We start from the raw sequence: 23,919 nt of genomic DNA on the forward strand, positions 1-23,919 counted from the left end.
GTGCCGGTGCCGGTGTCGGCGCTCAGCTCTCCGGGCGGCCCGTGGCCACCGCGTAGAAGGCGACGGCGGCGGCCGCGCCCACGTTCAGCGAGTCGACGCCGTGCGCCATCGGGATGCGGACCCGGGCGTCGGCGGCCGTCAGCGCCCGCGTGGACAGCCCGTCGCCCTCCGCGCCGAGCATCAGCGCCACCCGCTCCAGCCGGTGCGGCGCCGCATCGTCGATGCTGGTCGCCCCGGCGTCCGGGGTGAGGGCGAGCAGCCGGAAGCCGGCCTCCCGCACCGTCTCCAGCGACGTGGGCCAGGCTTCGAGCCGGGCGTACGGGACGGAGAAGACCGCGCCCATCGAGACCTTGACGGAGCGCCGGTAGAGCGGATCCGCGCAGTCCGGGGAGAGCAGGACCGCGTCCATGCCGAGGGCGGCGGCGCTGCGGAAGATGGCCCCGATGTTGGTGTGGTCGTTCACCGATTCCATGACCGCCACCCGGCGCGCGGTGGTGAGCAGCTCGTCGGCGGCGGGCAGCGGCTTGCGCTGCATGGAGGCGAGCGCCCCACGGTGGACGTGGTAGCCGGTGACGCGTTCGGCCAGGTCGGGGGCGACGGCGTACACCGGGGCCGGGACCTCTTCGATGACGTCGCGCATGGCGTCGACCCACTTGGCGGAGAGCAGCATGGACCGCATCGCGTACCCGGACTGCCGGGCTCGGCGGATCACCTTCTCGCCCTCGGCGATGAACAGGCCCTCGGCGGGTTCGCGCCGCCGCCGCAGCTCGACGTCGGTCAGGCCGATGTAGTCGCTGAGCCGGGGGTCGTCGGGGTCGTCGATGGTGATGAGGTCTGCCACAGGTGATACTGCCTTGTCCGGTGTGTGGGGTGCCAACGCCTGGCGGGAGATACGCGACCGCTGGTCACGGGGCCGGGGCAGGCCCCGTGACGGGACCGGGCTGTTCGGCCGGCTCCCGCACGGTCCGCAGGACGGAGTCCGGGCCGACCGCCACGACCTCGCCGATCACGATCACGGCGGGCGGGCGCACGTCCTCGGCGGCCGCGCGCTCGCCGACGTCCGCGAGCGTCGCGTCGACCCGGCGCTGGGCGGCCGTGGTGCCCTCCTGGACGAGGGCGACCGGGGTGGCCGGGTCCTTGCCGTGGGTGATCAGGGCGGCGGCGATGGCGCCGATCTTGTCCACGGCCATCAGCAGGACGAGCGTGCCGCGCAGCCGGGCGATGGCCGCCCAGTCGACCAGCGAGCGGGGGTCCTCGGGGGCCACATGACCGCTGACCACCGTGAACTCGTGGGCCACGCCCCGGTGGGTGACGGGGATGCCCGCGGCGCCGGGGACGGAGATGGTGCTGGAGATGCCGGGGACGACCGTGCAGGGGATGCCCTCGGCGGCCAGCGCCTGGGCCTCCTCCATGCCCCGGCCGAAGACGAACGGGTCGCCCCCCTTGAGCCGGACCACGGACTTGCCCGCCTTGGCGTGCTCGATCAGCGCCTGGTTGATCGCCTCCTGGGCCATGAACCGGCCGTACGGGATCTTCGCGGCGTCGATCACCTCGACGTGCGGCGGGAGTTCGTCCAGCAGGTCGCGGGGGCCGAGGCGGTCGGCGATGACGACGTCGGCCTCGGCGAGGAGGCGGCGGCCGCGCACGGTGATCAGGTCCGGGTCGCCGGGGCCGCCGCCGACCAGGGCCACGCCGGGGGCGCGGGTGCGATGGTGCGGGGCGGCGAGGGTGCCGTCGCGCAGGCCCTCGACGATGGCGTCGCGGATGGCGGCGGAGTGCCGGGGATCGCGGCCGCGGGGGGTGGTGTTGAGGACGGCCACGGTGATGTTCTCGCTCCGGCCGGTCGCGGGCGTCCAGGCGGTGGCGGCCTCGGCGTCGTCGGCCCGGACGCACCAGGTGCGGGTCCGCTCGGCCTCGGCGGACGCGGCGTCGTTGGCGGCGGTGTCGGAGGATGCGACCAGGGCGTACCAGGTGTCGGCGAGGTCGCCGTCCCGGTAGCGGCGGCGCTCCCAGCGGATCTCCCCGGCGTCCGCCATGGCCTCGACGGAGGGCGTCGCGGACGGGGAGACGAGCGTGATGACGGCACCGGTGGCGATGAGCTGCGGCAGCCTGCGCTGGGCGACCTGGCCGCCGCCGACGACGACCACGCGGCGGCCGTGCAGGCGCAGTCCTACGGGGTACGCGGGGTGATCGGCCTGGTCGGTGCGGTCGGCTCGACCTGCGCTCTCGGCGTGACCTGCGTGGTCTGCGTGCTCGGCCATGGCGGTACGGGCTCCTCGTGCGGGTGCTGCGTAGGCCGCTGCGGCGGTGGAGCGGCTGTGACGTGCGGAAAGCGGGGGTTCCGGGTGGGGAACACGATACGGGGTGGGGATGGGCGGGGATCGGGCGCGGGCCCGGTCGAGTTGCGTGGGCCCGGCGACGGGAGGGCAGCGTGCGTCCCGGCGCGGGGCGGGCGGTCCGGCGGCGTCTGCGGTGGACCCGTCCCCTGGCGACGCCCTTCTCGCCCTCCCCGTCCGTCCGAGCGGGGAGGGCTCCGCCCCGGGCCCCGCACCTCCGGCACCGGAGTGGCCGGTCGGGGCGGGGCCGCGGGGCGGCGGACGGTGCTACTTCTCCGTCACGCCCGCGGAGTCGAACGTCGCCACCTCGTGCATCGCGCGGGCCGCGCTCTGCACGATCGGAAGCGCCAGCAGCGCCCCGGTGCCCTCGCCCAGGCGCAGGTCGAGGTCGACCAGCGGGCGCAGACCCAGCTTGTTGAGCGCGGCGACATGGCCGGGCTCGGCGCTGCGGTGCCCGGCGATGCAGGCGGCCAGCGCCTCGGGGGCGATGGCGCGGGCGACCAGGGCCGCCGCACCCGCGCTCACTCCGTCCAGGATCACCGGCGTACGCAGGGAGGCCCCGCCGAGGAGGAAGCCGGCCATCGCCGCGTGCTCCAGGCCGCCGACCGCGGCGAGCACGCCGATCGGGTCGGCCGGGTCCGGCTGGTGCAGGTCGAGGGCGCGGCGGACGACATCGACCTTGCGGGCGTGCATCTCGTCGTTGATGCCGGTCCCCCGGCCGGTCACCTCGGAGGCGTCGGCCCCGGTGTACACGCAGATCAGCGCGGCCGACGCGGTGGTGTTGGCGATGCCCATCTCACCGGTCAGCAGGGCCTTGTTGCCCGCGGCCACGAGGTCGCGGGCGGTCTCGATGCCGACCTCGATCGCGGCGAGCACGTCTTCCCGGCTGAGCGCGGGGCCCGTCGTGAAGTCCGCCGTGCCGGGCCGCACCTTGCGGGGCAGCAGACCGGCGGTCGCGGGCAGCTCCGCCGCCACGCCGACGTCCACGACGCAGACCTCCGCGCCGACCTGGGCCGCGAAGGCGTTGCAGACGGCTCCGCCGCCGAGGAAGTTCGCCACCATCTGCGCGGTGACCTCCTGCGGCCACGCGGTGACCCCCTGGGCGTGCACCCCGTGGTCCCCGGCGAAGATCGCCACGGCCGCGGGCTCCGGGATCGGCGGCGGGCATGCCCGCGAGAGCCCGGAGAGCTGCGCGGAGATGATCTCCAGCATGCCGAGTGCCCCGGCGGGCTTCGTCATCCGTTTCTGGCGCTCCCACGCCTCCCCGAGCGCCTTGGCGTCCAGCGGCCGGATCGCGGCGATCGTCTCCTGGAGCAGGTCGTGCGGCTCGGCGCCGGGCAGCGCGCGACGGCCGTACGTCTCCTCGTGGACGACCCAGGACAGCGGACGGCGCTTGGACCAGCCCGCCTGCATCAGCTCGGGCTCCTCGGGGAACTCGTCGACGTACCCCACGCAGAGGTAGGCCACCACTTCGAGGTGCTCGGGCAGGCCCAGCGCGCGGACCATCTCCCGCTCGTCGAAGAAGCTGACCCAGCCGACGCCGAGGCCCTCGGCGCGGGCGGCGAGCCACAGGTTCTCGACGGCGAGGGCCGAGGAGTAGGGCGCCATCTGCGGTTGGGTGTGCCGGCCGAGGGTGTGGCGGCCGCCGCGGGTCGGGTCGGCGGTCACGACGATGTTGACCGGGGTGTCGAGGATCGCCTCGATCTTCAGTTCCTTGAACTGCTTCGCCCGGCCCTTGGGCAGCGACTTGGCATAGGCGTCGCGCTGCCTCTGGGCCAGTTCGTGCATGGAGCGACGGGTCTCCGCCGAGCGGATGACCACGAAGTCCCACGGCTGCGAGTGGCCGACGCTCGGCGCGGTGTGGGCCGCCTCCAGCACCCGCAGCAGCACCTCGTGCGGAATGGGGTCGCTGCGGAAGCCGTTGCGGATGTCCCGGCGCTCGCGCATGACCCGCAGCACGGCTTCGCGTTCGGCGTCGTCGTAGCCGGGGGCGGGCGGGGTGGCCGGTTCGGCGGACTCCTCGGGCGCCGGGGCGGCCTCGGGCTCGGGCTCGGCCGCCGGGTGCTCCGCCGCCTCGGGCCGCTGCGGGACCTCGACCGTCTGCGGGGCCTCGGCCCCGGCCTGCTGGTCGGCGGCCGGCGCCGACGGGTCGGCGGCCTGCGTCTGCCGGGTGGTCCCCAGCGGTTCCGGAAGCTCCGGCGTCTCGATGATCTCGGGGCCGGTGGCGTCCTCGTCGTCGGGCACGGCCGCCCGCACCGCCTCCACGGACTCGGAGGCAGGGGCCGGTGCGGCCTCCCGCTCCGGCACGGGGAGTTGCTGAGCCGCTGGGCTCCGGCGCGTCCCCTCCCGGCGCACCGTCCGCCACAGGCTCGGCGGCGGGCTCGGGCTGCGCGGTCCCGGTCCCGGCGGCGGGCTCGGGCTGCGCGGTCTCAGGGGCGGGCTGCGCTGCCAACGGCTCCGCCACAGCGGTCTCCGGAGCCACGACGGCCTCCGGGCTCTCGGCCGCCACCGTGTCCGGGGCCGGCTCGGCGGCCGGCTCCACGATCTCCGCCGTCGGCTCGGGGGCCACACCGGCGACCGTATCCGCGGGCTGCTCCTGGTCGGGCCGCACCAGAACCTCGGGCTCGGCCGGTACGGGCTCCGCCGCTGCCGGCGGCACCCGTACGGGCTCCACCGCTGCCGGTTCGCCGGCCACCGGGACCTGCGCCTCGGGCTGTGCGGCAGCCGCGTCCACCGGAACGGCCTCGGGTGCGGGCTGCGGGGGCGCGACGGCGTGCTCCGCCTGCAGCGGCTCCGGGGCGGCGGGCGTCTCGTCGGCCGGAGTCGGAACAGGCGCTTCCGCCGGGGTCTCCGGCTGAGCCGCCACGGCTTCCGGCAGGAGGACCGGCCCGGCGGGAGGCATCTGCGCGGCGGCCGGGTCCGGGACGACCGTTTCTGCCGGAACGGCCTGCGGCGCGGGCTCGGGGTCCGCAGGAACGGCCTGCGGGGCGGGCTCGGGGTCCGCCGGAGCGGTCTGCGGGGCAGGCTCGGGCGAGCCCTCGCCGACGGGGTCCGGGGAGTGCGGCTGCGGCTCGTCCGCGACCGCCGGTTCCGGCTGTTCGGCCGGAGCCACCGCAGCCGCCGCGACGTGCCCGGCCACCGGCTCCGCCGGACGAGCCGGTGAAGCCTCCTGCGCCTCCGGTACGGCCTGTGCCTCCGGTACCTCGGGTACCTCGCGTGCGGCCTGAACCTCCGGTGCGGCCGGTGCTTCCTCGGCCGCCTGGACCGGCTGCTCGGCCTCGGCGGCCACCGGGGCCGCCGCCGCGGGCTCGGCCACGGGCTGCTCGGCCTCGACGCCCTGCTCCGGCTGCGGCGCCTCTTCGGCGGCGGGCTCGGCCACGGTCTGCACGGCGGCCACCGGCTCGGCGGCGGGCTGCTCCGGCTCCGCGACCGGCTGCGGGGACGCGGGCACCGCTTCCGGCTGCGGCGCCCCCCACGGGGCGCCGGCCTGCGGCGGGATCTCGCCCAGCTGCGGGCCGGGCAGGGTCGAGGGGTCCTCGGTCAGGGCGGCGGGGTGCTCCGGACCGCCGCTCGTCGGCGCGCCCGCGTGACGGGCCGGGGCGGCGGTGCGGGTCGCTCCGGCCGGGCCACGGTCGGCCAGCGAGCGGACGACACCGCCCTGCGTACCGCCTCCGTACGTCGGAGCCTCGGTGGCGGCCGGACCCCGGTGCAGGGGCCGGCGGGCGGGAGCGGCGGCGACATGGGTGCCGACCGGTGCGGGCGCGGGCGCCGGGATGCGTACGCCGTTGAGGTCCACGTGGCCGGAGTCGCGGCCGCCGGACTCGTGGGTGCCGTGCGGCTCGACGGGGGGCGGGGGCGCCTGGCCCTGCTGCGCGGGCGTCCGCTGCCGGCCGTGCTCGGGGGTGGGCTGCGCGGGCTGCGTCTGCGCGGGGGCCGGGGCGGCCTGCGGGTCGCTCCAGGCACCCTGGGAAGTGGGCATCAGCAGAAGGTCGTCGTCCTCGGGGGTGTGCTCGGAGGGGTCGAGGAAGGTGTACGCGTCCGGGGCGGGGACGCCCGGCTGCTCCACCATGCCTGCGTTCTCCGGCAGTCCCTCGGCCGGGACCTGGCCGGTGTCGGTCATGCGTACCCCTCGCCCATCGTCAGTGCTCCTTCGGCCCTTCGTCCGGGACGCCGAACCACGGCATGCCGGTGCTCGTCATCAAGAACGAGCGGGCTCGCCGCGCGGCACGAAACGCCCGCGCGGCTTCCTATTCTCGCGGCCGTTCGCCGCCGCGACAGGCAGTTCTGCCACGGCTCACTGTGGACTGCGCCACGTTGCGCGTCCCCCGGATGGTGCCGTACCACAGTGCGGACCAAAACAGTCCACTTTTCCGGACATTGACGAACGAATCGACGAACAGCCGGGCGCGGTACAACAATCCGCCAGCCTACCTCGCGTACCGGGCCGAACGGGTCAGGGGGCGAGGTCGGAACGGCAGGCGGAGAGCAGGAACACGACGGACCTCTCCCGCTCGGTCCACACCTCGGTGTCCAGGTCGACGGACTGGAGCAGCGAGCACTCGACGGTGTAGCCGTTGCCGGTGAGGGCGGCGCCGAGCGCCTCGGCCTCGTCCCGGTTGGAGGCGTGCGTGACGATGCGTTCGGGGCGGCGGTCCAGGACGGCCCTGGCCACCGGCGCTCCCCCGCCGCCGATCCGCACGACGTCCGGTTCGGGCAGTCGTTCCAGGATGTGCGGGGCGCGGCCGCGGACGATCTGGACGGGGACGCCGAAGGCGCGGGCGGCGGCCTCGGTGCGGGCGCAGGCGGCCGGGTCGTCGTCCACGGCCAGGACGGCGGCGCCGAAGCGGGCCGCCTCGACGGCGAAAGCGCCACTGCCGGAGCCGATGTCCCAGACCAGGTCGCCGGTGCGCGGGCCGAGGCGGGCGAGCTGAGCGGCGCGCAGACCGGGGAACTCGCCCTCGCCGGACTCCTGCATGCGTTCGGCGCCGGCGGCCCGGTAGGCGTCGGCGGGCAGGGCCCAGCCCCGTATGCCCTGCGGGTAGGCGGGTTGGCGGCCGGCGATCCAGGCGCCCGCGGCGGTGGTCTCGGGGCCGCTGCCGATGACGATGACGACGTTGGGGTCGCGCCAGGCGTGGTCGGCCGCCTTGTCGGAGGTCAGGACGGTGACCCGCTCGCGTGCGGTGCCGAGTTCCTCGCAGATGACGAAGGTGCGGTGGATTCCGTCGAGGAGGAGGGCCAGTTCGGCGGGTCCGGCGCCCGGCGAGGTGAGGACGGCGACCTTGTGGTGGGCGCGGCAGACGTTGACCGCGCGGCGCAGGGTGCGGGGGTGGGCGACCACGACCTGGGCGTCGTCCCAGGGCATGCCCGCCCGGGCGAAGGCGGTGGCCACGGCGGAGACCGCGGGGACGACCTCGACCTCCAGGCCGTGTTCACGGGCGCGCAGGGTGCGGACGACGCCGAAGAAGCCGGGGTCGCCGTCGGCGAGGACGACGGCGCTGCCGCGGTGTCCGGCGATCCGGCGGGCGGCGAGGTCGACGCTGCCGAGGCGGATGCGTTCGGCGTTCGGGGGCACTTCCGGCAGGGCGAGGTGGTGGGCGGCGCCCGCGACGAGGGTGGCGGCCGAGAGCGCGGCCGTGGCCGCTCTGGTCAGTGGCGAGCCGTCCCAGCCGATCACCGTGACCCGGTCGGCCATCGTCGTCTGTCTCCTGGGGGTGTCGGCGGGTGTGGAGCGGGTGCCCGTCGTACGTCGGCGGGGCTCGTCGCACGCGGGGCAGGGGTGAGAGTACCTGGTCCGTACCTCGGCGCCGCGGGCGGCCGGGCGTGGGGACGGTGGCGCTACTTCCAGTCGTTGTACGTGCCGTAGTCGCCGGCGTCGGCGAGCTGTTCGGCGACCCCTTCGAGGTCCTCGGGCAGGAGTCCCCAGACGATCAGGTCGGTGCGGATGTCGGTCCAGCCGCCGTCGGTGCCGTTCTCGGTCCGGGTACGGGCGATGCGGGCGTTGCGCAGGACGCCCTCGCTGATGCAGCCGATCTTCTGGGCGACCTGCTGGGAGTCGGTGTTGTCGGCGGGGGTGCGCAGCTCGATACGTTCGAAGCCCTGGTCCCGGAAGAGCCATTCGGCTATGGCGAGCACGGATTCGGTGGCGTATCCCTCGCCACGGGCCCAGGGGGCGGTGATGTAGCGGACCTCGGTGGAGCGGGTGCGCCAGTCGGTGTTGAGGAGGCGGACGCTGCCGACGAGCCGCTGGGTGAGGAACTCGGTGACGGCGAGGGCGATGCCGTGGCCTCCGGTGCGCTCCGCGGGAGCGATCCTGCGGACCCAGCGTTCGGCGTCGACGCGGGTGTACGGGTTCGGTCCGTCCATCCAGGCCACGACCGCCTCGTCGTTCATCATCTCGATGTACGCGGGGATGTCGGCCGTCTCGAAGGGGCGCATCACCAACCTGTCCGTGCTGATGGAGATGGACGGAAAGGTGGTAGTCATGCGCAGCTCCATGCCGAAGACCGGTTAAAAGCACAGCATGCAGCATCGGGGGGTGGTGCGCATGGGCGGGGGCGCAGGACGGAGCCCCGCCCCCACCGGGTGGCGGGTGCGGGGCTCCGGGGCAAGTGCCGTGCGGGGGTCAGGACTTGGCGGGGGCGCCGAAGGCCGGGACGATCGAGCCCTTGTAGGTGTCCTCGATGTACTGCTTGACCTCGTCGGAGTTGAGGAGCTTCGCGAGCTTCTCGACGCGCGGGTCCTTCTCGTTGCCGTCCTTGACCGCCAGGAAGTTGGCGTACGGGTTGCCTTCGGCCTTCTCGAGGGCGAGGGAGTCCTTCGCCGGGGAGAGCTTGGCCTGGATCGCGTAGTTGCCGTTGATGACGGCGGCGTCCACGTCGTTCAGGGCGCGGGGCACGGTGGCGGCCTCCAGCTCCTTGAACTCCAGGCCCTTCTTGTCGGTGATGTCGCTCAGCTTCGCGCTGGTGCCGACGCCGTCCTTGAGGGTGATCAGGCCGTTCTCGGCGAGCAGCTGGAGGGCGCGGCCGCCGTTGGTGGTGTCGTTGGGGACGGCTATGGTCTGGCCGGCCTTGATGTCCTTGAGGCTCTTGACCGTCCTGGAGTAGAGGCCCAGCGGCTCCAGGTGCACATCGACCACCGGCACGATGGTGGTCTTCTGCTTGGCGTTGAAGTCGTCCAGGTAGGGCTTGTGCTGGAAGAAGTTGGCGTCGACCTGGCCGTTCTGGGTGGCGGTGTTCGGCAGGACGTAGTCCGTGAACTCCTTCACCTCCAGCTTGAGGCCCTCCTTCGCCGCCAGGTTCTTCTTGACGAACTCCAGGATGTCGGCGTGCGGCGTCGGGGACGCGGCGACGACCAGGGCCTTGGAGGTGTCGGTCTTCGCGCCCGTCGCGCCCTTGGAGGCGGGGTCGGAGGCCGTACCGCAGGCGCTGAGGCCCAGGGAGAGCGCGGCGGCGGAAGCGGCGACTGCGGTGATCTTGATGTTCTTGCGCACGAAGAGTGCCTCTTTCTTGTGGTGGTGCGCCCGGACAAGGAGTTCGGGCTCGGTGGGGACGGAAAGTCTGGGGGCCGCCTCAGGAGGCGGTGCGGCCGCGACGGGTCAGCAGCCGGACGGCGAGGTCGCCGATGAGCTGGACCACGGTGACGATGACGATCAGCAGCGCGACGGTGATCAGCATGAACTGGTTGTCGAAGCGCTGGAATCCGTAGGTCACGGCCTTGGAGCCGAGCCCTTCGCCGCCGACCGCGCCGGCCATCGCGGAGTAGCCGATGAGGACGATGAGGGTCGTGGTGACGCCCGAGACGAGTGAGGGCAGGGCCTGCGGGAGGAGCACCTTGCGGACGATCGTGGGGATGGAGCCGCCCATCGACTGGACCGCTTCGACGAGTCCGTGGTCGACCTCGCGGACCGCCGTCTCGACGAGCCGGGCGAAGAACGGGATGGCGCCGACGGCGAGCGGCACGATCATCGCGGTGGGGCCGATGAAGGTGCCGACGATCCAGGTGGTGAAGGGGATCAGGGCGATCAGCAGGATGATGAACGGCAGCGAGCGGCCGATGTTCACGATGGTGCCGATGACCTTGTTCACCACGGTGTTCCGGAGCAGTCCGCCCTTGTCGGTGAGGACCAGCAGGACGCCGAGCGGCAGTCCGCCGACGACGGTGACCAGTGCGGACCAGAGCACCATGTAGAGGGTGTCGACGGTGCCCTGGGTCAGCAGGGGCTGCATTTCGGACCAGGTCACTTGACGTCCTCCTTGGCGAGCGGGGCGGGCGACTGCTCCGGTACGGCGGTGATGGTCCCCGCGGGGGTGTCCGGGGCGGACTCGCCGTCGACGACCTCGGCCTGGAGGCCCTGCTCGCGCAGGAACCCGATGGGCACGACGTTCTCCTCGAAGCGGCCGGGCAGCTCGATGCGCATGCGGCCGATCTGCTTGCCGCCGACGGTGTCCATGGCGGCGCCGAGGATCGAGATGTCGATGTTGTACGTACGGGAGAGCTGGGAGATGACCGGCTGCGAGGCCGATTCGCCGTGGAAGGTGACGTCGACGACCGTGCGGTCCGGGCCGGAGGCGGTGCCGCCGACCGGGAACAGCTCGTGGGCCAGTTCGGAGCCGGGGGTGGCGAGGAGTTCGCCGACGGTCCCGGATTCGACGATCCGGCCGCGCCGCATGAGCGCCGCGGAGTCGCAGACGGTCTTGACGACGTCCATCTCGTGGGTGATGAGGAGGACGGTCAGGCCGAGCTGCTGATTGAGGTCGCGCAGCAGCTGGAGGATGGAGCGGGTGGTCTCGGGGTCGAGGGCGGAGGTCGCCTCGTCGGAGAGCAGCACCCGGGGGTCGCCCGCGAGGGCGCGGGCTATGCCGACGCGCTGCTTCTGGCCGCCGGAGAGCTGGCCGGGGTAGGACTTCGCCTTGTCGGCGAGGCCGACCAGGTCGAGCAGTTCCCCGGCCTTGCGGGTGCGCGCCCGGCCGGAGACGCCGAGGATCTCCAACGGCAGCTCCACGTTGTCCAGGACGGTCCGGGAGTCCAGCAGGTTGAAGTGCTGGAAGACCATGCCGATGCGGGTGCGCGCCCGGCGCAGCTCGGCGCCCGCCCGCCGGCCGCGGCCGGCGAGCGCGGTGAGGTCCTGGCCGGCCACCGTCACGGTGCCGGAGGTGGGGCGTTCCAGGAGGTTGACGCAGCGGATGAGGGAGGACTTTCCGGCGCCGCTCTGTCCGATGACGCCGTACACCTCGCCTTCGCGGACATGGAGGTCGACGCCGTCGAGTGCGGTGACCTCACGGTCGCGCGACTGGTAGACCTTCGTGAGGCCCGTCGTGGTGATCACAGGGGTTTCCGTCACTGTCGAGTGCGCGGCGCGGTGTCCGCCGGGCACGGGGCATTCGTCTGAAGAGACTGTTCGGGCTGGTCGGCCGGGGGTCTCGGCATGGCTGAACGCGGCGGTCGGCCGGGACGGCACATGCGCGGGCACGCTCGGTCCGCGGGGCGCGGACGGCGCAGGCTCGGTCTCGCTTCGGGGCGCGAGGCTCAGGCGGGGGCCCTCAGAAGGCGCGCATTCGACACATACAACGAGCACCGGGCGTGCTGATCGCCTCGGTCGCAAGGGTGCGGCTGCTCGTCGTGGTCATGGGCCAAGTAAAACAGACGTGAGGTCCCCGCGACCCCGGCTGTCCGCATAGCGGACAGCGCCGGACGCCTGGAAGCCCTCCCTCCGCTTCCCCCGCCGCAGCCCTCGCGTACGCCCGTGACCTGCGACGACAGCGCGGGTTGCCGGGTGCGGCCGGAGAGCGGGCCGCAGAGGCGCCGGGGGGCGGGGAGCGGAATCCGTCCCGCCGGTTGTGGCCAAGACCACCCTCCTCGCGGCCGCCTCCCCGCCGGGGCGCGGGCCCCGGCCGCCTCGTCGGGGCCGCACGCGGACGGGCGTTCCGTCCGTAATACCCTCACTGCATGCTTGACGCCCTGACGGTCGCGGTCACCGTGGCCGCGCTCACCCTCGCCGCCTGGTGCGGACACGCCGCCTACCGGGACCAGCCGACGAAGGACTGGCATTTCATCGGGATGGCGGTCGTCACCGTGCTGGCGCTGGCCCAGCTGGTGGTGGGCATCGTGCAGCTGGCGCGCGGGGAGCGGCCGGAGCAGGGGATGGCGGTGTTCATCGCCTATCTGATCGGTTCGTTCGCCGCCGTGCCGGCGGCCGGCTTCCTGTCGCTGGCCGAGCGGACCCGCTGGGGCTCGGTCACGGTGGCGGCGGGCGCGGTCGTGCTGGCGGTTCTGGAGGTCCGGCTCTATGACATCTGGGGAAACTGACGTGAGCGACACCGAGCGCCCCGTGGCGGACGCGACCCCGAGGAACCGGGGGTTCGAGCTGGGCACCGGGCCCGGCCGGGTCCTGGTCTGGTTCTACGGGGTCTTCACGGTCGCGGCGGCCTCGCGCTCGATCGTCGAGATGGCCCGCGGCTTCGACCGTGCTCCGCTGCCCTACACGCTCTCGGCCGTCGCGGCCGTGGTGTACGGCTTCATCACGTACTCGCTGGTGCGCGGTGGGGAGAAGGCCCGCCGGGCGGCGCTGGTGTGCTGTGCGGCCGAGCTGCTGGGCGTGCTGGTCGTCGGCGCGTGGACGCTGGCCGAGCCGGCCGCGTTCCCGGACTCGACGGTGTGGTCGGACTTCGGGATGGGTTACCTCTTCATCCCCGTGATCCTGCCGGTCACCGGGATGATCTGGCTTCGCCGCGCGAAGACGGTCGCGGTCTAGGACCTCTCGTTCGGATCATGCCGGGCCCGCGGGTCCGGCATGATCCGAACGGAAGACTCCGGGGAACGCCGTCGGACGGCCGTCGTCCGACGACACGCCCCCACGAAGCCCTGCCGGCCCCGCCGCGCGCGGCGCACGGTCAGGCGCTGGCCACGAAGTCCCGGTCGGCGGCGTCCTTCTCCAGCAGGATCAGCTGGACGCCGTCGGCTCCGGTGACGGCCCCGACGCGGGCGTAACCGGCCCGCCGGTAGAGGCGCAGATTGGTCTCGCTGCGGTGCCCGCTGTGCAGCCGGAACCGGGTCGCCGCCCGCTCGGCCGCCAGCGCCGACTCGGCGGCGAGCAGCAGCCGGGAGCCGAGGCCGTGGCCCTGGAGGCGGGGGTGCACGCAGAGCTTGCCGATCCGTCCCGCGCCGTCGGGGTCGGTGAACCCCCGGACCGAGCCGACGACTTCGTCCCCGAGCCTGGCCACGAACACCAGGTCGTCGGTGACTTCGGCGTGCAGGGAGGCGAGGCTCTGGACGAGCGGGTCGATCCGGTAGTTGTCGTACAGCTCGGCTTCGCGCTGGAAGCAGAGGTACTGCAGTCTGAAGATCTGCTCGACGTCCTGTGCCGTCGCCGCCGAGATGGTCACGCTCATGCCCATGTGTGCACGCCTCCCGCTCACCTGTCCGCCGGTTGCCCAACACTCCCTATCCCCGCACGGATGGAGTGGCAACCTCCGCAGCCAGCATTCTGCGCAGACATCCAAGGCAACGGGAACGGATCGGACCCAAACTGCCCTGTGACATACCCAACTCCCCTGCGATTTCCCGGTAGGTCGGGTCGCCGGGGGCGAGCAGCGCCTCCAGCACCCGTGGGCAGCGGCCGGGCAGCCGGGCCAGGGCGGCGCGGAGCGCCCGGCGCTCGGCGGCCCCGAGCGCGGCGCGTTCCGGGCAGTCGGCCGGTCCGGCGGCGGGTTCCGTTCCGGCGTACGGGCGTTCGCGCAGGGCCGTACGGCGTCCGCGGCGGGCCTCCGCCCGTACGGTGTCACGCACCCAGCGGGCGGCGTCGGCGGGCGGTCCGGCGGCCGGGCGCTCCAGCAGCCGTACCCAGACGGTCTGTTCGAGGTCGGCGGGATCGACCCCGGCGGCGGGGGCCTCGGCCCTCGCCTCCGCGCGCACCAGGGGTTGTAAGGCGCGGACGACGAGGGCGGTGGAGGGGGCCGGACCGGGTTCGTGGTCGAGAAGCGTCATGCCCCGGCGGACGTGCCGGGACGGCCGGCGGTTGCCCCGGAGGGGGCGTACCACCCGACCGGGGCATACCGGGGCGGACCGCTGACGGTCCGTCCGGCCGAGGGCTCGGAGCGGTGTACCGGGCGGACCGGCGTACGGAGAACCGCCGGGCCCGCCCTCGTACCGTCGTGCGTCTCGTGCCGGGTCAGCGTCCGGCGTGGTCCGCCGCCGCCAGCAGGGCCGTGTCGGGCTGGTCGGCGAAGATCCCGTCGATGCCGGTGGCGAAGTAGGCGGCGTAGGCCCCGAACACGTCCCCGTAGGCGTTGGGGTCGGTACCGCGCCGGAAGTCGGCGGGCAGGAAGCTGTTCTCGTTGCGCAGGGTGTACGGGTGCAGCAGCAGGCCCTCGGCGTGCGCGTCCCGTACCAGGGTGGTCGGGGTGGTGAGCCGCCCCGAGGCGTCCTTCGGGACGATCAGGTCGAGGGTCGGGCCGATGCCCTGGGCGAAGGAGGCCATCCACGTCAGCCCGGCGGGCTTCACCAGGTCGGCCACGGTGCGCGGGTCGCCGGACCGGACGAAGTCCCAGGGGCGCGTCTTCGGGCCGGACAGCAGCACGATGCGCGGGGTGTCGACGAGCCGCGCGAGGCGCTGGACCGAGGTGGGCTCGAACGACTGGAGGATCAGCGGGGAGTTCCTGCGGTCCCGGCCGTGGCGGCGCAGCAGCCGGGCGAGGGGCTCCTCCAGGCCGAGGCCGAGCTCCCGGAAGTAGGTGGGGTGCTTGGTCTCCACGTACAGCCAGACCGGCTTGCCGCGCTTGCGGCCCTCCTTCTCCGCCCAGCGCAGGACCTCCTCGAAGGTGGGGATCGTCCAGCGGCCGTCGTAGAGGGTGTTGTCCGGGCGGCTGCCCGGAATGCGCTCCTTGGCCCGCAGCGTCTTCAGTTCGGCGAGGGTGAAGTCCTCGGTGAACCAGCCGGTGAGCGAGGCGCCGTCGATGCTCTTGGTGGTCCTGCGGGCGGCGAACTCGGGGTGGTCGGCGACGTCGGTGGTGGCGGTGATGTCGTTCTCGTGCCGGCAGACGAGGTGGCCGTCCTTCGTGGGCACGAGGTCCTGCTCGACGATGTGCGCGCCCATGTCGAGGGCGAGCTGGTAGGAGCCGAGGGTGTGCTCGGGGCGGTAGCCGCTGGCGCCGCGGTGGCCGATCACCGTGGGTACGGGCAGATCGCGCAGCGAGCCGTGGCCGCCGCCGTGGCCGCGCCCCCGCTCGGCCGCCTGAGCGGCTGCGGGCAGGCCCAGGGCTGCGGTACCGAGGACGGCGGCGCCCAGAAGGGTCCGCCGGCCGGGGGTCGTCCGCGCACGCTCCGTCATGAATGCTCCTCGCTTGGTGATGTCCGTGACCGTTCGAGCGAGGCCCGATCGTAGGCTGGGAGACGTACGGGAGGGCAGACCTTCGGCCAACATGGCGGAAACACATGTCAACACCGCGTATCCGCTTCGTGAACCCGATGTGCGATCAGCCCGTACCCGCGAGTATCGTCCTCACCTGCACCGACCCACATCCGTCGGCACCGGCCACCGCCCGCTGGACCCGTTCCGGCGTGACAGGCCCGGCCACGACACCGGAGGAACCGTTGTCCCGTCTCACGGTCATCAAGGCAGTGCTCGGACCGATTCTGCGCCTGATGTTCCGCCCACAGGTGGAGGGCGCCGAGAACATTCCCGGGACCGGGCCGGTGATCCTCGCGGGCAACCACCTCACCTTCATCGACTCGATGATCATGCCGATCTGCTGCGACCGGCCGGTGTTCTACATCGGCAAGGACGAGTACGTGACGGGCAAGGGGCTCAAGGGCCGGCTGATGGCCTGGTTCTTCACCGGCTGCGGCATGATCCCGGTGGACCGGGACGGCGGCCGGGGCGGCGTCGCGGCGCTGATGACGGGCCGCCGGGTGCTGGAGGAGGGCCAGGCGTTCGCGATCTACCCGGAGGGCACCCGCTCCCCCGACGGCCGGCTCTACCGGGGCCGTACGGGCATCGCGCGGCTGACGCTGATGACGGGTGCGCCGGTGGTCCCGTTCGCGATGATCGGGACCGACAAGCTGCAGCCGGGCGGCGCGGGCCTGCCCCGGCCGGGCAAGGTCACGGTGCGCTTCGGCGAGCCGATGGAGTTCTCGCGCTACGAGGGCATGGACCGCGACCGCTACGTGCTGCGGGCGGTGACGGACTCGGTGATGGCCGAGGTGATGCGGCTCTCCGGACAGGAGTACGTGGACATGTACGCGACGAAGGCGAAGGCTGCCTGACCGCGCGGTACGCGACGACGCGGGAAGGGCCCGCACCCCGGTCGACCGGGGTGCGGGCCCTTCCCCGTGCACGGCTCACGGATGCTCGACGGAGTCCTCCAGCTTCTGGCCCCGCAGCAGGAACCACGCGGCGACGGCCGCCGCCAGCAGCACCGCGGCACCGACGCCCGCGGCGGACCGCAGCCCTTCGACAAAGGCCTCCTGGGCGGCCGAGATCAGCGGCCCCGCCTCGGCGGCGGGCAGCGCCCCGGCCGCCTCGACCGCCCCGCCGAGGGACTCGTGGGCGGCCGATTCCACGTCGGCGGGGACGCCGGACGGGGTCGGGAAGCCCCGGTAGACGCCGGTGACGATGGAGCCGAGGAGGGCGATACCGAGGGCCGCGCCCAGTTCGTACGCGGTCTCGGAGACGGCGGAGGCGGAACCCGCCTGCTCCTTCGGCACGCTGGAGAGGATCACGTCGGCGGTGACGGTGAAGGCGAAACCCGCACCGAGGCCGACGACCAGCAGCATCGCGCCGAGCAGAGGGTAGTCGGTGTGCTGGTCCAGCAGGGTCACGCTGCCGAGGGCCAGCCCGACGGCGGCGAGGCCGCCGGTGACGACGGAGCGGACCGAGAAGCGGCGGGCGGCGAACCCGGCCAGCAGACCGGCCGTCACCGCCCCGATGGCGGCGGGCAGTTCGGCGAGCCCGGCCTCCAGCGGCCCGCGGCCCTGCACCAGTTGCAGGAACTGGGAGAGGAAGAAGACCAGGCCCGACAGGCCGAGGATGGTCAGCAGATCGGCGAGGACCGCGCCGGAGAAGCCCCGGTGGTGGAAGAGCCGCATGTCCAGCAGGGGCGCGGGCAGCCGCAGTTGCCTGCGGACGAACCAGACCAGCGCGCCCAGGCCGACGGCCGCGGCCGTGATCGAGTCCCAGCTCGCTCCGTGCGAGGCCGTCTCCTTGATGGCGTACACGACGCCGAACATGCCGACCAGGGAGAGCCCGACGCTGACCATGTCCCACGGACCGGGGGCCGGGTTCTTCGACTCGGGGATCAGCTTGACGCCGACGACGACGAGGACGGCCATCACGGGCAGGTTGATGAGGAAGACCGAGCCCCACCAGAAGTGTTCGAGCAGGAATCCGCCGACGACCGGGCCGACGGCCGCGCCCGCCGAGGCCATCGCCCCCCAGATCCCGATGGCGAGGCTGCGCTCGCGCGGGTCGTGGAAGAGATTGCGGATCAGGGCGAGGGTCGACGGCATCAGCGTGGCGCCGGCGACACCGAGCAGCGCCCGCGCCACGATCATCATCTCGGGCGAGGTGGCGTACGCGTTGAGCACGGAGACCGCGCCGAACGCGACGGCGCCGACCAGCAGCAGCTTCTTGCGCCCGATGCGGTCGCCGAGGCTGCCCATCGAGACGAGCAGCCCGGCGATGACGAAGGAGTAGACGTCGCCGATCCAGAGCAGCTGGGTCCCGGTGGGCTCCAGGTCCTCGCTGAGGAACGGGGTGGCGAGACCGAGGACGGTCGCGTCCACGGCCACCAGCAGCACGGCGAGGACGAGGACCGCGAGGGCGATCCACCGCCCCGGACGGTGCACCGCGTCCGGGGCGTGCGCGTTCTTCTCGGTACTGGTCATCGTTCCACGCTCCGGCGTGCTCCGCCGAGCAGCAACTCGACGATCATGTGTTGGAAGTCCTGTGCGGCGACCCGGCCCGTCTGGACGGACCAGGCGGCGGTGCCGATGAGTCCGTAGAGGGCCTCGGTCAGCCAGGCGGGGGTGAGGTCGATACGGAATTCGCCGCGCTCCTGGCCGCGGCGGAAGAAGGCGGCGACACGGGCGTCGGCCCGGTTCCAGCCCTCGTCGACCTCGCCCTCGAAGAGCTGGTTCTCGGTGACGAGGAAGGACATCAGCCCGGCACTGGGCTCGACGGCCGCGATGAGGCGGCGCAGCCCCTCCTCGGAGGCGCCCTCGTCGAGCCGGGCGGCGTCCAGGGCCGCCTCGAACTCCTGGAGGCCGAGGTTCTCCAGCGCCTTCACGAGGGCGTCGCGCCCGGCGAAGTGCCGGTGGAGGGTGGCCCGCCCGATACCCGCCGCCCTGGCGACCTCGTCCATGGTCGCGGTCGATTTGCGGGACAGCAGGGCGGCGGCGCTGCGCAGCACCTGCTCACGGTCAAGCGTCATGAGACGACCATAGCCCACATGAGACACCATTGTCTCATCGAAGGGTGGGGGCAGCACCGATGGAGGACGAGCGCGAGCACGGGGCGCGGAGGTGGGTGCGCGAGGTGCGAAAGAGGTGCACGAGATGCGCGGGGCGCACCGGGCGGGGCGCGATGAGCGCCGGAAACAAAAAAAGTGGCCGGAGGTGAATCCTCTCCTTGCCACTCTCAACTTATAGCTCATGGGGGGCCTTGCCGCAAGGCCCCCCATATGCCGCAGAATCGTCCGCCGTAGCCGGGACGGGACGCCGCCCACCGCACGCCCGCAGATCGGAACCGACGACGTGAATCCCCTGACCACCAGCGCCTTCGACCTCCCCGCCCGCCTCTCCCCCAAAGCCGACCCGGCGCTGATCGCCGACGACGAGCGGCACTTCGCCGATATCGCCCGCTGCCTGGAACAGTCGATCGCCGAGCTGACCGACCGGCTCGCGGCCGAACGCCGCGCGCCCGGCGGGGCGAGCCGGCAGGCGATGGACCGGGACGTGGAGATCCACCGCCTGACCGCCCGGCTGCGCGCCCTGCGCCGGTTCGGCCTGGACCTGTGCCTCGGGCACATGGTCGCCGCCGACGGCTCCGGGCCGCTGTACGTGGGACGGCTCGGCCTGACCGACAGCTCGGGCCGCCGGCTGCTGGTCGACTGGCGCTCCCCCGCCGCCGAACCGTTCTTCGGGGCCACCCACGCCGACCCGATGGGACTGGCGAGCCGCCGCCGCTACCGCTGGAACGGCGGCCGGATCAGCGACTACTGGGACGAGGTGTTCGCCCCGGAGGGCTTCGCCGGGCACGCCGCGGCGCTGGACGACCAGTCCGCGTTCATCGCGAGCCTGGGTTCCACCCGCTCGGCGCGGATGCGCGATGTGCTGGGCACCATCCAGGCCGACCAGGACGCCGTCATCCGGGCGGGCTCCCGCGGCACGCTCGTCGTCGACGGGGGCCCCGGCACCGGGAAGACCGTCGTCGCCCTGCACCGCTCCGCCTATCTCCTGTACTCCGACCCGCGCCTGGCCCACCGGCGCGGCGGCGTGCTGTTCGTAGGTCCGCACGAGCCCTACCTCGGGTACGTCGCCGATGTCCTGCCCAGCCTCGGGGAGGAGGGCGTGCAGACGTGCACCCTGCGGGATCTGGTCGCGGAGGGGGTGACGGCGGAGGCCGAGAGCGATCCGGAGGTGGCACGGCTGAAGGCGTCGGCGGAGCTGGTGAGCGCGGTCGAGGCCGCCGTCCGGTTCTACGAGGAGCCGCCCGCCGAGGGCGTGCGGGTGGAGACCCACTGGTCCGACATCTGGCTGAGCGCCGCCGACTGGGCCGCCGCGTTCGGGGCGGCGGAGCCGGGAACCCCGCACAACGAGGCGCGCGACCAGATCCGGGAGGAGCTGCTGACGATCCTCGTGGACAAGCACGACGGCGAAGCGCCCGAGGAGCAGCTGCGCGCCTCGCTGCGGCGGAACCGGGAGTTGTTCGCGCTCCTCGACCGCGCCTGGCCGCTGATCGAGGCGGCCGATCTGGTCGGTGACCTCTGGTCCGTACCCGCCTATCTGCGTACGTGCGCCCCCTGGCTGACCTCCGACGAGGTGCGGCGGTTGCAGCGGGCGGACGCGCAGGCGTGGACGGAATCCGACCTGCCGATCCTCGACGCGGCACGGCAGCGGCTCGGGGATCCGGAGGCGTCCCGGCGCAGGCGTCGCCATGAGGCGGCGGCCGCCGCCGAGCGCGAGCAGATGGACCGGGTCGTCGACAGTCTGCTCGCCGACGAGACGCTGGCGGACGCCGACGCGGACGGCGAGGGTGCGCTGGTGATGCTGCGCGGGGCGGATCTGCGGGAGTCCCTGGCCACCGCCGACCGGCCGAGCGGAGTGGAGGCCGGCCTGCTGGCCGGGCCGTTCGCGCACATCGTCGTGGACGAGGCCCAGGAACTGACGGACGCCCAGTGGCAGATGCTGATCCGGCGCTGCCCGTCCCGGAGCTTCACCGTCGTCGGGGACCGGGCGCAGGCCCGGCACGGGTTCCCCGAGCCGTGGCGGGAGCGGCTGGAACGGGTCGGTCTCGACCGGATCACCCTGGCTTCCCTCACCATCAACTACCGGACCCCGGAGGAGATCATGGCGGAGGCGGCGCCGGTCGTCCGGGCCGTGCTCCCCGACGCCAACGTGCCGGTCTCCGTCCGCAGCAGCGGCATCCCGGTCACCCGCGGCCGCGCCGAGGAGCTGGAGACCGTCCTCGGGCGGTGGCTCGCCGCGCACGACGACGGGACCGCCTGCGTCATCGGCGCGCCCGCGTTCCCGGCGACGCCCCGCGTGCGGTCGCTGACCCCGGAGCTGTCGAAGGGCCTGGAGTTCGACCTGGTCGTCCTCGTCGACCCGGAGGGCTTCGGCGGGGGCGTCGCGGGGGCGGTGGACCGCTATGTCGCCATGACCCGGGCGACCCGCGAACTCGTGGTCCTGACGAGTTCCTGAGACGCCGCGGGGGCGACGGGGCGTCAGTGCCAGGGCAGTCCGGCGCGGTGACGCCAGTACGCCTCCGGCTCCTCGACCAGGGCGTCGAGGCTCGCCCGCTGTTCCTCGTCCAGGTCGACGACGGCCGCATGGAGGTTGCCGGAGAGCTGGGCGGCCGTGGCGGCCCCGGAGAGCACGACGCCCGCCCAGGGCTGGTGCAGGACCAGCGCGAGGGCGACCGCGTCGCCGCCCACCCCCGCGTCGGCGGCGATCTCCTGGAACACGGCGGGGGCCTCCTCCCCGGCGAGGCGGCCGTTGGCCATGCCCTCCTTGACGATCACGGTGAGCCCGGCGTCATGGGCCTCGGCGAGCGCCGGCGCGGCCGAGGTCTCCAGGGCGTTGTAGGTGGCCTGGACCGTACGGAAGAGGGGTTCGCCGTCGACCGTGACGGCGAGGGCGGCCCGGATCGCGTCGGCCTGGCCGGGCCCGCTGGTGGAGAGGCCGACGGTGACGCCGTCGGCGGCCAGGGCGGCCAGGCGGTGGAGCAGTTCCTTGTCGGTGAGCGCCGGGCTGTCCGGGGTGACGGAGTGGACCTGGTAGAGGCTGAGGCGGTCACCGAGGAGATCACGGGTCTCGGCGTACTGGCGCTCGAAGGTGGCGAGGCTGTGGTCCTTGACCTCGTGTTCCTTCGCCTCGACGCTCCAGTCGGCGGTGTAGGTGTAACCCCATTTGGAGCCGACGACGAGGTCGGTGAAGGAGGGCCGGGCGTTCAGCCATTCCGCGAGGAACTCCTCGGCGCGGCCGTAGGAGCGGGCGGTGTCGACGTACCGGACGCCCTGGGCGTAGGCCGCGTCCAGCAGTTCGTGGGTGCGGGCGCGCAGGGCGTCGGGGTCGCGGTCGGCGGGGAGGTCCCGGTCGCGGTGGAGATTGATGTAGCCGGGCCTCCCCACGGCGGCCAGGCCCAGCCCGATGTGGGCGGTCGGGGTCGTCGCGGCGGCCAGGGCGGCGAAGGGCATCACGAGCTCCTCGGGTCGGGTTTCGGATACTCCTACCCCGGTGAGCCCGGCCCGCGACACCCTTCGCCCATCCGGTGCGACGCCGCTCCGGCGCGCGCCCGGCGGGACCTCCTACCGGCGGGCGGCCGCCCAGGCGTGCTGGGCCGCCAGGTCCTCCTTCACCGCGGCGAGCTGTACGGCCACGGCGGAGGGGGCCGTTCCGCCCCGGCCGTCGCGGGAGGCGAGCGCGCCCCGCACGTTGAGGACGGTGCGGACCTCGGGGGTGAGGTGCTCGGAGATGGTGGCGAACTGCTCGTCGGTGAGCTGGTCCAGCTCGATGCCGTGCCGCTCGCACTCCTTGACGCAGGCGCCGGCGACCTCGTGCGCCACCCGGAAGGGCACGCCCTGCTTGACCAGCCACTCCGCGACGTCGGTGGCGAGCGAGAAGCCGGCCGGGGCCAGCTCCTCCATGCGCTCGCGGTTGACGGTGAGGGTGGCCATCATGCCGGTGAAGGCGGGGAGCAGGACTTCGAGCTGGTCGCAGGAGTCGAAGACGGGTTCCTTGTCCTCCTGGAGGTCCCGGTTGTACGCGAGCGGGAGCGCCTTGAGCGTGGCGAGCAGGCCGGTGAGGTTGCCGATGAGGCGGCCGGACTTGCCGCGGGCCAGCTCCGCGATGTCGGGGTTCTTCTTCTGCGGCATGATCGAGGAGCCGGTGGAGAAGGCGTCGTGGAGGGTGACGAAGGAGAACTCCTTCGTGTTCCAGATGATGACCTCCTCCGCGATGCGGGAGAGGTTGACGCCGATCATCGCGGTGATGAAGGCGAACTCGGCGACGAAGTCCCGCGAGGCGGTGCCGTCGATGGAGTTGGCGACCGAGCCGTGCTCGAAGCCCAGGTCGGCGGCGACCGCCTCCGGGTCGAGCCCGAGGGAGGATCCGGCGAGCGCCCCGGAGCCGTACGGGGAGACGGCGGTGCGCGCGTCCCACTGGCGCAGCCGCTCGGCGTCCCGTGAGAGCGACTGGACGTGGGCCAGCACGTGGTGGGCGAAGAGGACGGGCTGGGCGTGCTGGAGGTGGGTGCGGCCCGGCATCGCGACGTCCGCGTGGGCCTCCGCGAGGCCGGTCAGCGCGCTCTGGAGGTCGGCGATGAGGCCGCCGATGATCCGGGCGTGGTCGCGCAGGTACATCCGGAAGAGCGTGGCGATCTGGTCGTTCCGGGACCGGCCGGCCCGCAGCTTGCCGCCGAGGTCGGGGCCGAGCCGTTCCAGGAGGCCGCGTTCCAGGGCGGTGTGGACGTCCTCGTCGGCGATGGTGCCGGTGAAGGTGCCGGCCGCGACGTCGGCCTCCAGCTGGTCGAGCCCGGCGAGCATGCGGGTCAGCTCGTCCTCGGTGAGCAGGCCCGCCTTGTTGAGGACGCGGGCGTGGGCGCGGGAGCCGGCGATGTCGTACGGGGCGAGCCGCCAGTCGAAGTGGACGGAGGCGGACAGCTTGGCGAGGGCCTCCGCCGGTCCGTCGGCGAACCGCGCGCCCCAGAGCCGGACGTCACCGTTGTTGCTGCTCACTGCGTGCTCCTTGGAAGGCGAGGGCCCAGGCAAAGACGTGGAAGACGTAAGCGAAGGCAGGGTGCGGATATGCGGCCGCCTCCCCGCCGCGTGGGAGGGGAGGCGGCTGTACAACGAGAGAGGGGCGCGCGGGT

19 protein-coding genes and 1 pseudogene are annotated in these 23,919 nt (G+C 73.4%); 5 read left to right on the forward strand and 15 right to left on the reverse strand.

From position 1 onward, the window contains the following. Window positions 1-22: 22 nt before the first annotated feature. The 3 genes and pseudogenes from QFZ71_RS03695 to cobT all read right to left on the reverse strand — a co-directional run bounded on the left by QFZ71_RS03695 (window position 23) and on the right by cobT (window position 5,202). Window positions 23-841: an RNA methyltransferase gene (locus tag QFZ71_RS03695; RefSeq protein WP_307666807.1), complete on the reverse strand. Its 819-nt coding sequence runs from the start codon at window positions 839-841 to the stop codon at window positions 23-25. A gap of 64 nt (window positions 842-905) precedes the next feature. Next, window positions 906-2,261: a uroporphyrinogen-III C-methyltransferase gene (gene cobA / locus QFZ71_RS03700; protein WP_307666808.1), complete on the reverse strand. Its 1,356-nt coding sequence runs from the start codon at window positions 2,259-2,261 to the stop codon at window positions 906-908. A gap of 342 nt (window positions 2,262-2,603) precedes the next feature. Then, a pseudogene (gene cobT, locus QFZ71_RS03705) lies at window positions 2,604-5,202 on the reverse strand (nicotinate-nucleotide--dimethylbenzimidazole phosphoribosyltransferase). Between cobT and QFZ71_RS30410 the strand changes: the two are divergent. Continuing rightward, on the forward strand, window positions 5,110-5,499 hold the full coding sequence (locus tag QFZ71_RS30410; RefSeq protein ID WP_373465223.1) for a hypothetical protein: 390 nt from the start codon (window positions 5,110-5,112) through the stop codon (window positions 5,497-5,499). The pseudogene cobT and the gene QFZ71_RS30410 overlap by 93 nt on opposite strands. 1,290 nt (window positions 5,500-6,789) lie before the next feature. Here QFZ71_RS30410 and cbiE read toward each other — a convergent pair. The 5 genes from cbiE to QFZ71_RS03730 form a co-directional block, all read right to left on the reverse strand. Beyond that, window positions 6,790-8,028: a precorrin-6y C5,15-methyltransferase (decarboxylating) subunit CbiE gene (gene cbiE / locus QFZ71_RS03710; protein ID WP_307666809.1), complete on the reverse strand. Its 1,239-nt coding sequence runs from the start codon at window positions 8,026-8,028 to the stop codon at window positions 6,790-6,792. 143 nt (window positions 8,029-8,171) lie between these two features. Continuing rightward, window positions 8,172-8,819, reverse strand: a complete 648-nt coding sequence (locus tag QFZ71_RS03715; RefSeq protein WP_373465074.1) for a GNAT family N-acetyltransferase — start codon at window positions 8,817-8,819, stop codon at window positions 8,172-8,174. A 139-nt stretch (window positions 8,820-8,958) separates the two neighbouring features. Beyond that, window positions 8,959-9,825: a MetQ/NlpA family ABC transporter substrate-binding protein gene (locus QFZ71_RS03720; RefSeq protein WP_307666811.1), complete on the reverse strand. Its 867-nt coding sequence runs from the start codon at window positions 9,823-9,825 to the stop codon at window positions 8,959-8,961. Between the two features lie 79 nt (window positions 9,826-9,904). Next, complete coding sequence (locus tag QFZ71_RS03725; protein WP_307666812.1) at window positions 9,905-10,576, reverse strand: methionine ABC transporter permease; 672 nt, start codon at window positions 10,574-10,576, stop codon at window positions 9,905-9,907. Further along, window positions 10,573-11,661, reverse strand: a complete 1,089-nt coding sequence (locus tag QFZ71_RS03730) for a methionine ABC transporter ATP-binding protein (protein ID WP_307666813.1) — start codon at window positions 11,659-11,661, stop codon at window positions 10,573-10,575. The genes QFZ71_RS03725 and QFZ71_RS03730 overlap by 4 nt, the downstream gene beginning before the upstream one ends. A 620-nt stretch (window positions 11,662-12,281) precedes the next feature. Between QFZ71_RS03730 and QFZ71_RS03735 the strand changes: the two genes are divergently transcribed. Further along, window positions 12,282-12,641 carry a hypothetical protein gene (locus QFZ71_RS03735; protein ID WP_307666814.1) on the forward strand — a complete coding sequence of 120 codons (360 nt, stop codon included), beginning with the start codon at window positions 12,282-12,284 and terminating at the stop codon, window positions 12,639-12,641. A 1-nt stretch (window position 12,642) separates the two neighbouring features. After that, entirely contained in the window at window positions 12,643-13,086 is a 444-nt protein-coding gene (locus QFZ71_RS03740; protein WP_307666815.1) for a hypothetical protein, read from the forward strand. Window positions 13,087-13,225: 139 nt separating this feature from the next. Here QFZ71_RS03740 and QFZ71_RS03745 read toward each other — a convergent pair whose 3' ends face one another. The 3 genes from QFZ71_RS03745 to QFZ71_RS03755 form a co-directional block, all read right to left on the reverse strand. Next, entirely contained in the window at window positions 13,226-13,729 is a 504-nt protein-coding gene (locus QFZ71_RS03745) for a GNAT family N-acetyltransferase (protein WP_307666816.1), read from the reverse strand. Between the two features lie 46 nt (window positions 13,730-13,775). Next, window positions 13,776-14,318 (reverse strand): sigma-70 family RNA polymerase sigma factor, encoded by a 543-nt coding sequence (locus tag QFZ71_RS03750; RefSeq protein ID WP_307666817.1) that lies wholly within the window; start codon window positions 14,316-14,318, stop codon window positions 13,776-13,778. 184 nt (window positions 14,319-14,502) lie between these two features. After that, on the reverse strand, window positions 14,503-15,660 hold the full coding sequence (locus QFZ71_RS03755; protein WP_307666818.1) for a glycerophosphodiester phosphodiesterase: 1,158 nt from the start codon (window positions 15,658-15,660) through the stop codon (window positions 14,503-14,505). Between the two features lie 263 nt (window positions 15,661-15,923). Here QFZ71_RS03755 and QFZ71_RS03760 point away from each other — a divergent pair, with 263 nt between their 5' ends. After that, window positions 15,924-16,595: a 1-acyl-sn-glycerol-3-phosphate acyltransferase gene (locus QFZ71_RS03760; RefSeq protein WP_030088450.1), complete on the forward strand. Its 672-nt coding sequence runs from the start codon at window positions 15,924-15,926 to the stop codon at window positions 16,593-16,595. Window positions 16,596-16,670: 75 nt separating this feature from the next. On the opposite strand, the gene QFZ71_RS03765 is transcribed toward QFZ71_RS03760, so the two are convergent. After that, complete coding sequence (locus QFZ71_RS03765; protein ID WP_307666819.1) at window positions 16,671-18,215, reverse strand: MFS transporter; 1,545 nt, start codon at window positions 18,213-18,215, stop codon at window positions 16,671-16,673. Further along, window positions 18,212-18,760 carry a TetR/AcrR family transcriptional regulator gene (locus tag QFZ71_RS03770; RefSeq protein ID WP_307666820.1) on the reverse strand — a complete coding sequence of 183 codons (549 nt, stop codon included), beginning with the start codon at window positions 18,758-18,760 and terminating at the stop codon, window positions 18,212-18,214. The genes QFZ71_RS03765 and QFZ71_RS03770 overlap by 4 nt, the downstream gene beginning before the upstream one ends. Window positions 18,761-19,082: 322 nt before the next feature. On the opposite strand from QFZ71_RS03770, the gene helR reads away from it, so the two are divergent. Further along, the gene (helR, locus tag QFZ71_RS03775; RefSeq protein WP_307666821.1) at window positions 19,083-21,251 is read left to right on the forward strand and encodes an RNA polymerase recycling motor ATPase HelR; all 2,169 of its coding nucleotides are present in this window, start codon (window positions 19,083-19,085) and stop codon (window positions 21,249-21,251) included. A gap of 23 nt (window positions 21,252-21,274) precedes the next feature. Here helR and QFZ71_RS03780 read toward each other — a convergent pair whose 3' ends face one another. Continuing rightward, on the reverse strand, window positions 21,275-22,246 hold the full coding sequence (locus tag QFZ71_RS03780) for an aldo/keto reductase (RefSeq protein ID WP_307666822.1): 972 nt from the start codon (window positions 22,244-22,246) through the stop codon (window positions 21,275-21,277). A gap of 111 nt (window positions 22,247-22,357) precedes the next feature. Next, window positions 22,358-23,785, reverse strand: coding sequence for an argininosuccinate lyase (argH, locus tag QFZ71_RS03785; RefSeq protein WP_307666823.1), 1,428 nt, complete (start codon window positions 23,783-23,785; stop codon window positions 22,358-22,360). Between the last annotated feature and the right edge of the window lie 134 nt (window positions 23,786-23,919).

The organism is Streptomyces sp. V2I9 (assembly GCF_030817475.1).
Lineage (GTDB): Bacteria > Actinomycetota > Actinomycetes > Streptomycetales > Streptomycetaceae > Streptomyces.

Excerpts from the sequence above, each read along its gene's own strand:
- cobA (WP_307666808.1), bottom strand. The coding sequence starts at position 2,261 with ATGGCCGAGCACGCAGACCACGCAGGTCACGCCGAGAGCGCAGGTCGA.
- cbiE (WP_307666809.1), bottom strand. The coding sequence starts at position 8,028 with ATGGCCGACCGGGTCACGGTGATCGGCTGGGACGGCTCGCCACTGACC.
- QFZ71_RS03715 (WP_373465074.1), bottom strand. The coding sequence starts at position 8,819 with ATGACTACCACCTTTCCGTCCATCTCCATCAGCACGGACAGGTTGGTG.
- QFZ71_RS03735 (WP_307666814.1), top strand. The coding sequence starts at position 12,282 with ATGCTTGACGCCCTGACGGTCGCGGTCACCGTGGCCGCGCTCACCCTC.
- QFZ71_RS03745 (WP_307666816.1), bottom strand. The coding sequence starts at position 13,729 with ATGGGCATGAGCGTGACCATCTCGGCGGCGACGGCACAGGACGTCGAG.
- QFZ71_RS03750 (WP_307666817.1), bottom strand. The coding sequence starts at position 14,318 with ATGACGCTTCTCGACCACGAACCCGGTCCGGCCCCCTCCACCGCCCTC.
- QFZ71_RS03755 (WP_307666818.1), bottom strand. The coding sequence starts at position 15,660 with ATGACGGAGCGTGCGCGGACGACCCCCGGCCGGCGGACCCTTCTGGGC.
- QFZ71_RS03765 (WP_307666819.1), bottom strand. The coding sequence starts at position 18,215 with ATGACCAGTACCGAGAAGAACGCGCACGCCCCGGACGCGGTGCACCGT.
- QFZ71_RS03770 (WP_307666820.1), bottom strand. The coding sequence starts at position 18,760 with ATGACGCTTGACCGTGAGCAGGTGCTGCGCAGCGCCGCCGCCCTGCTG.
- QFZ71_RS03780 (WP_307666822.1), bottom strand. The coding sequence starts at position 22,246 with ATGCCCTTCGCCGCCCTGGCCGCCGCGACGACCCCGACCGCCCACATC.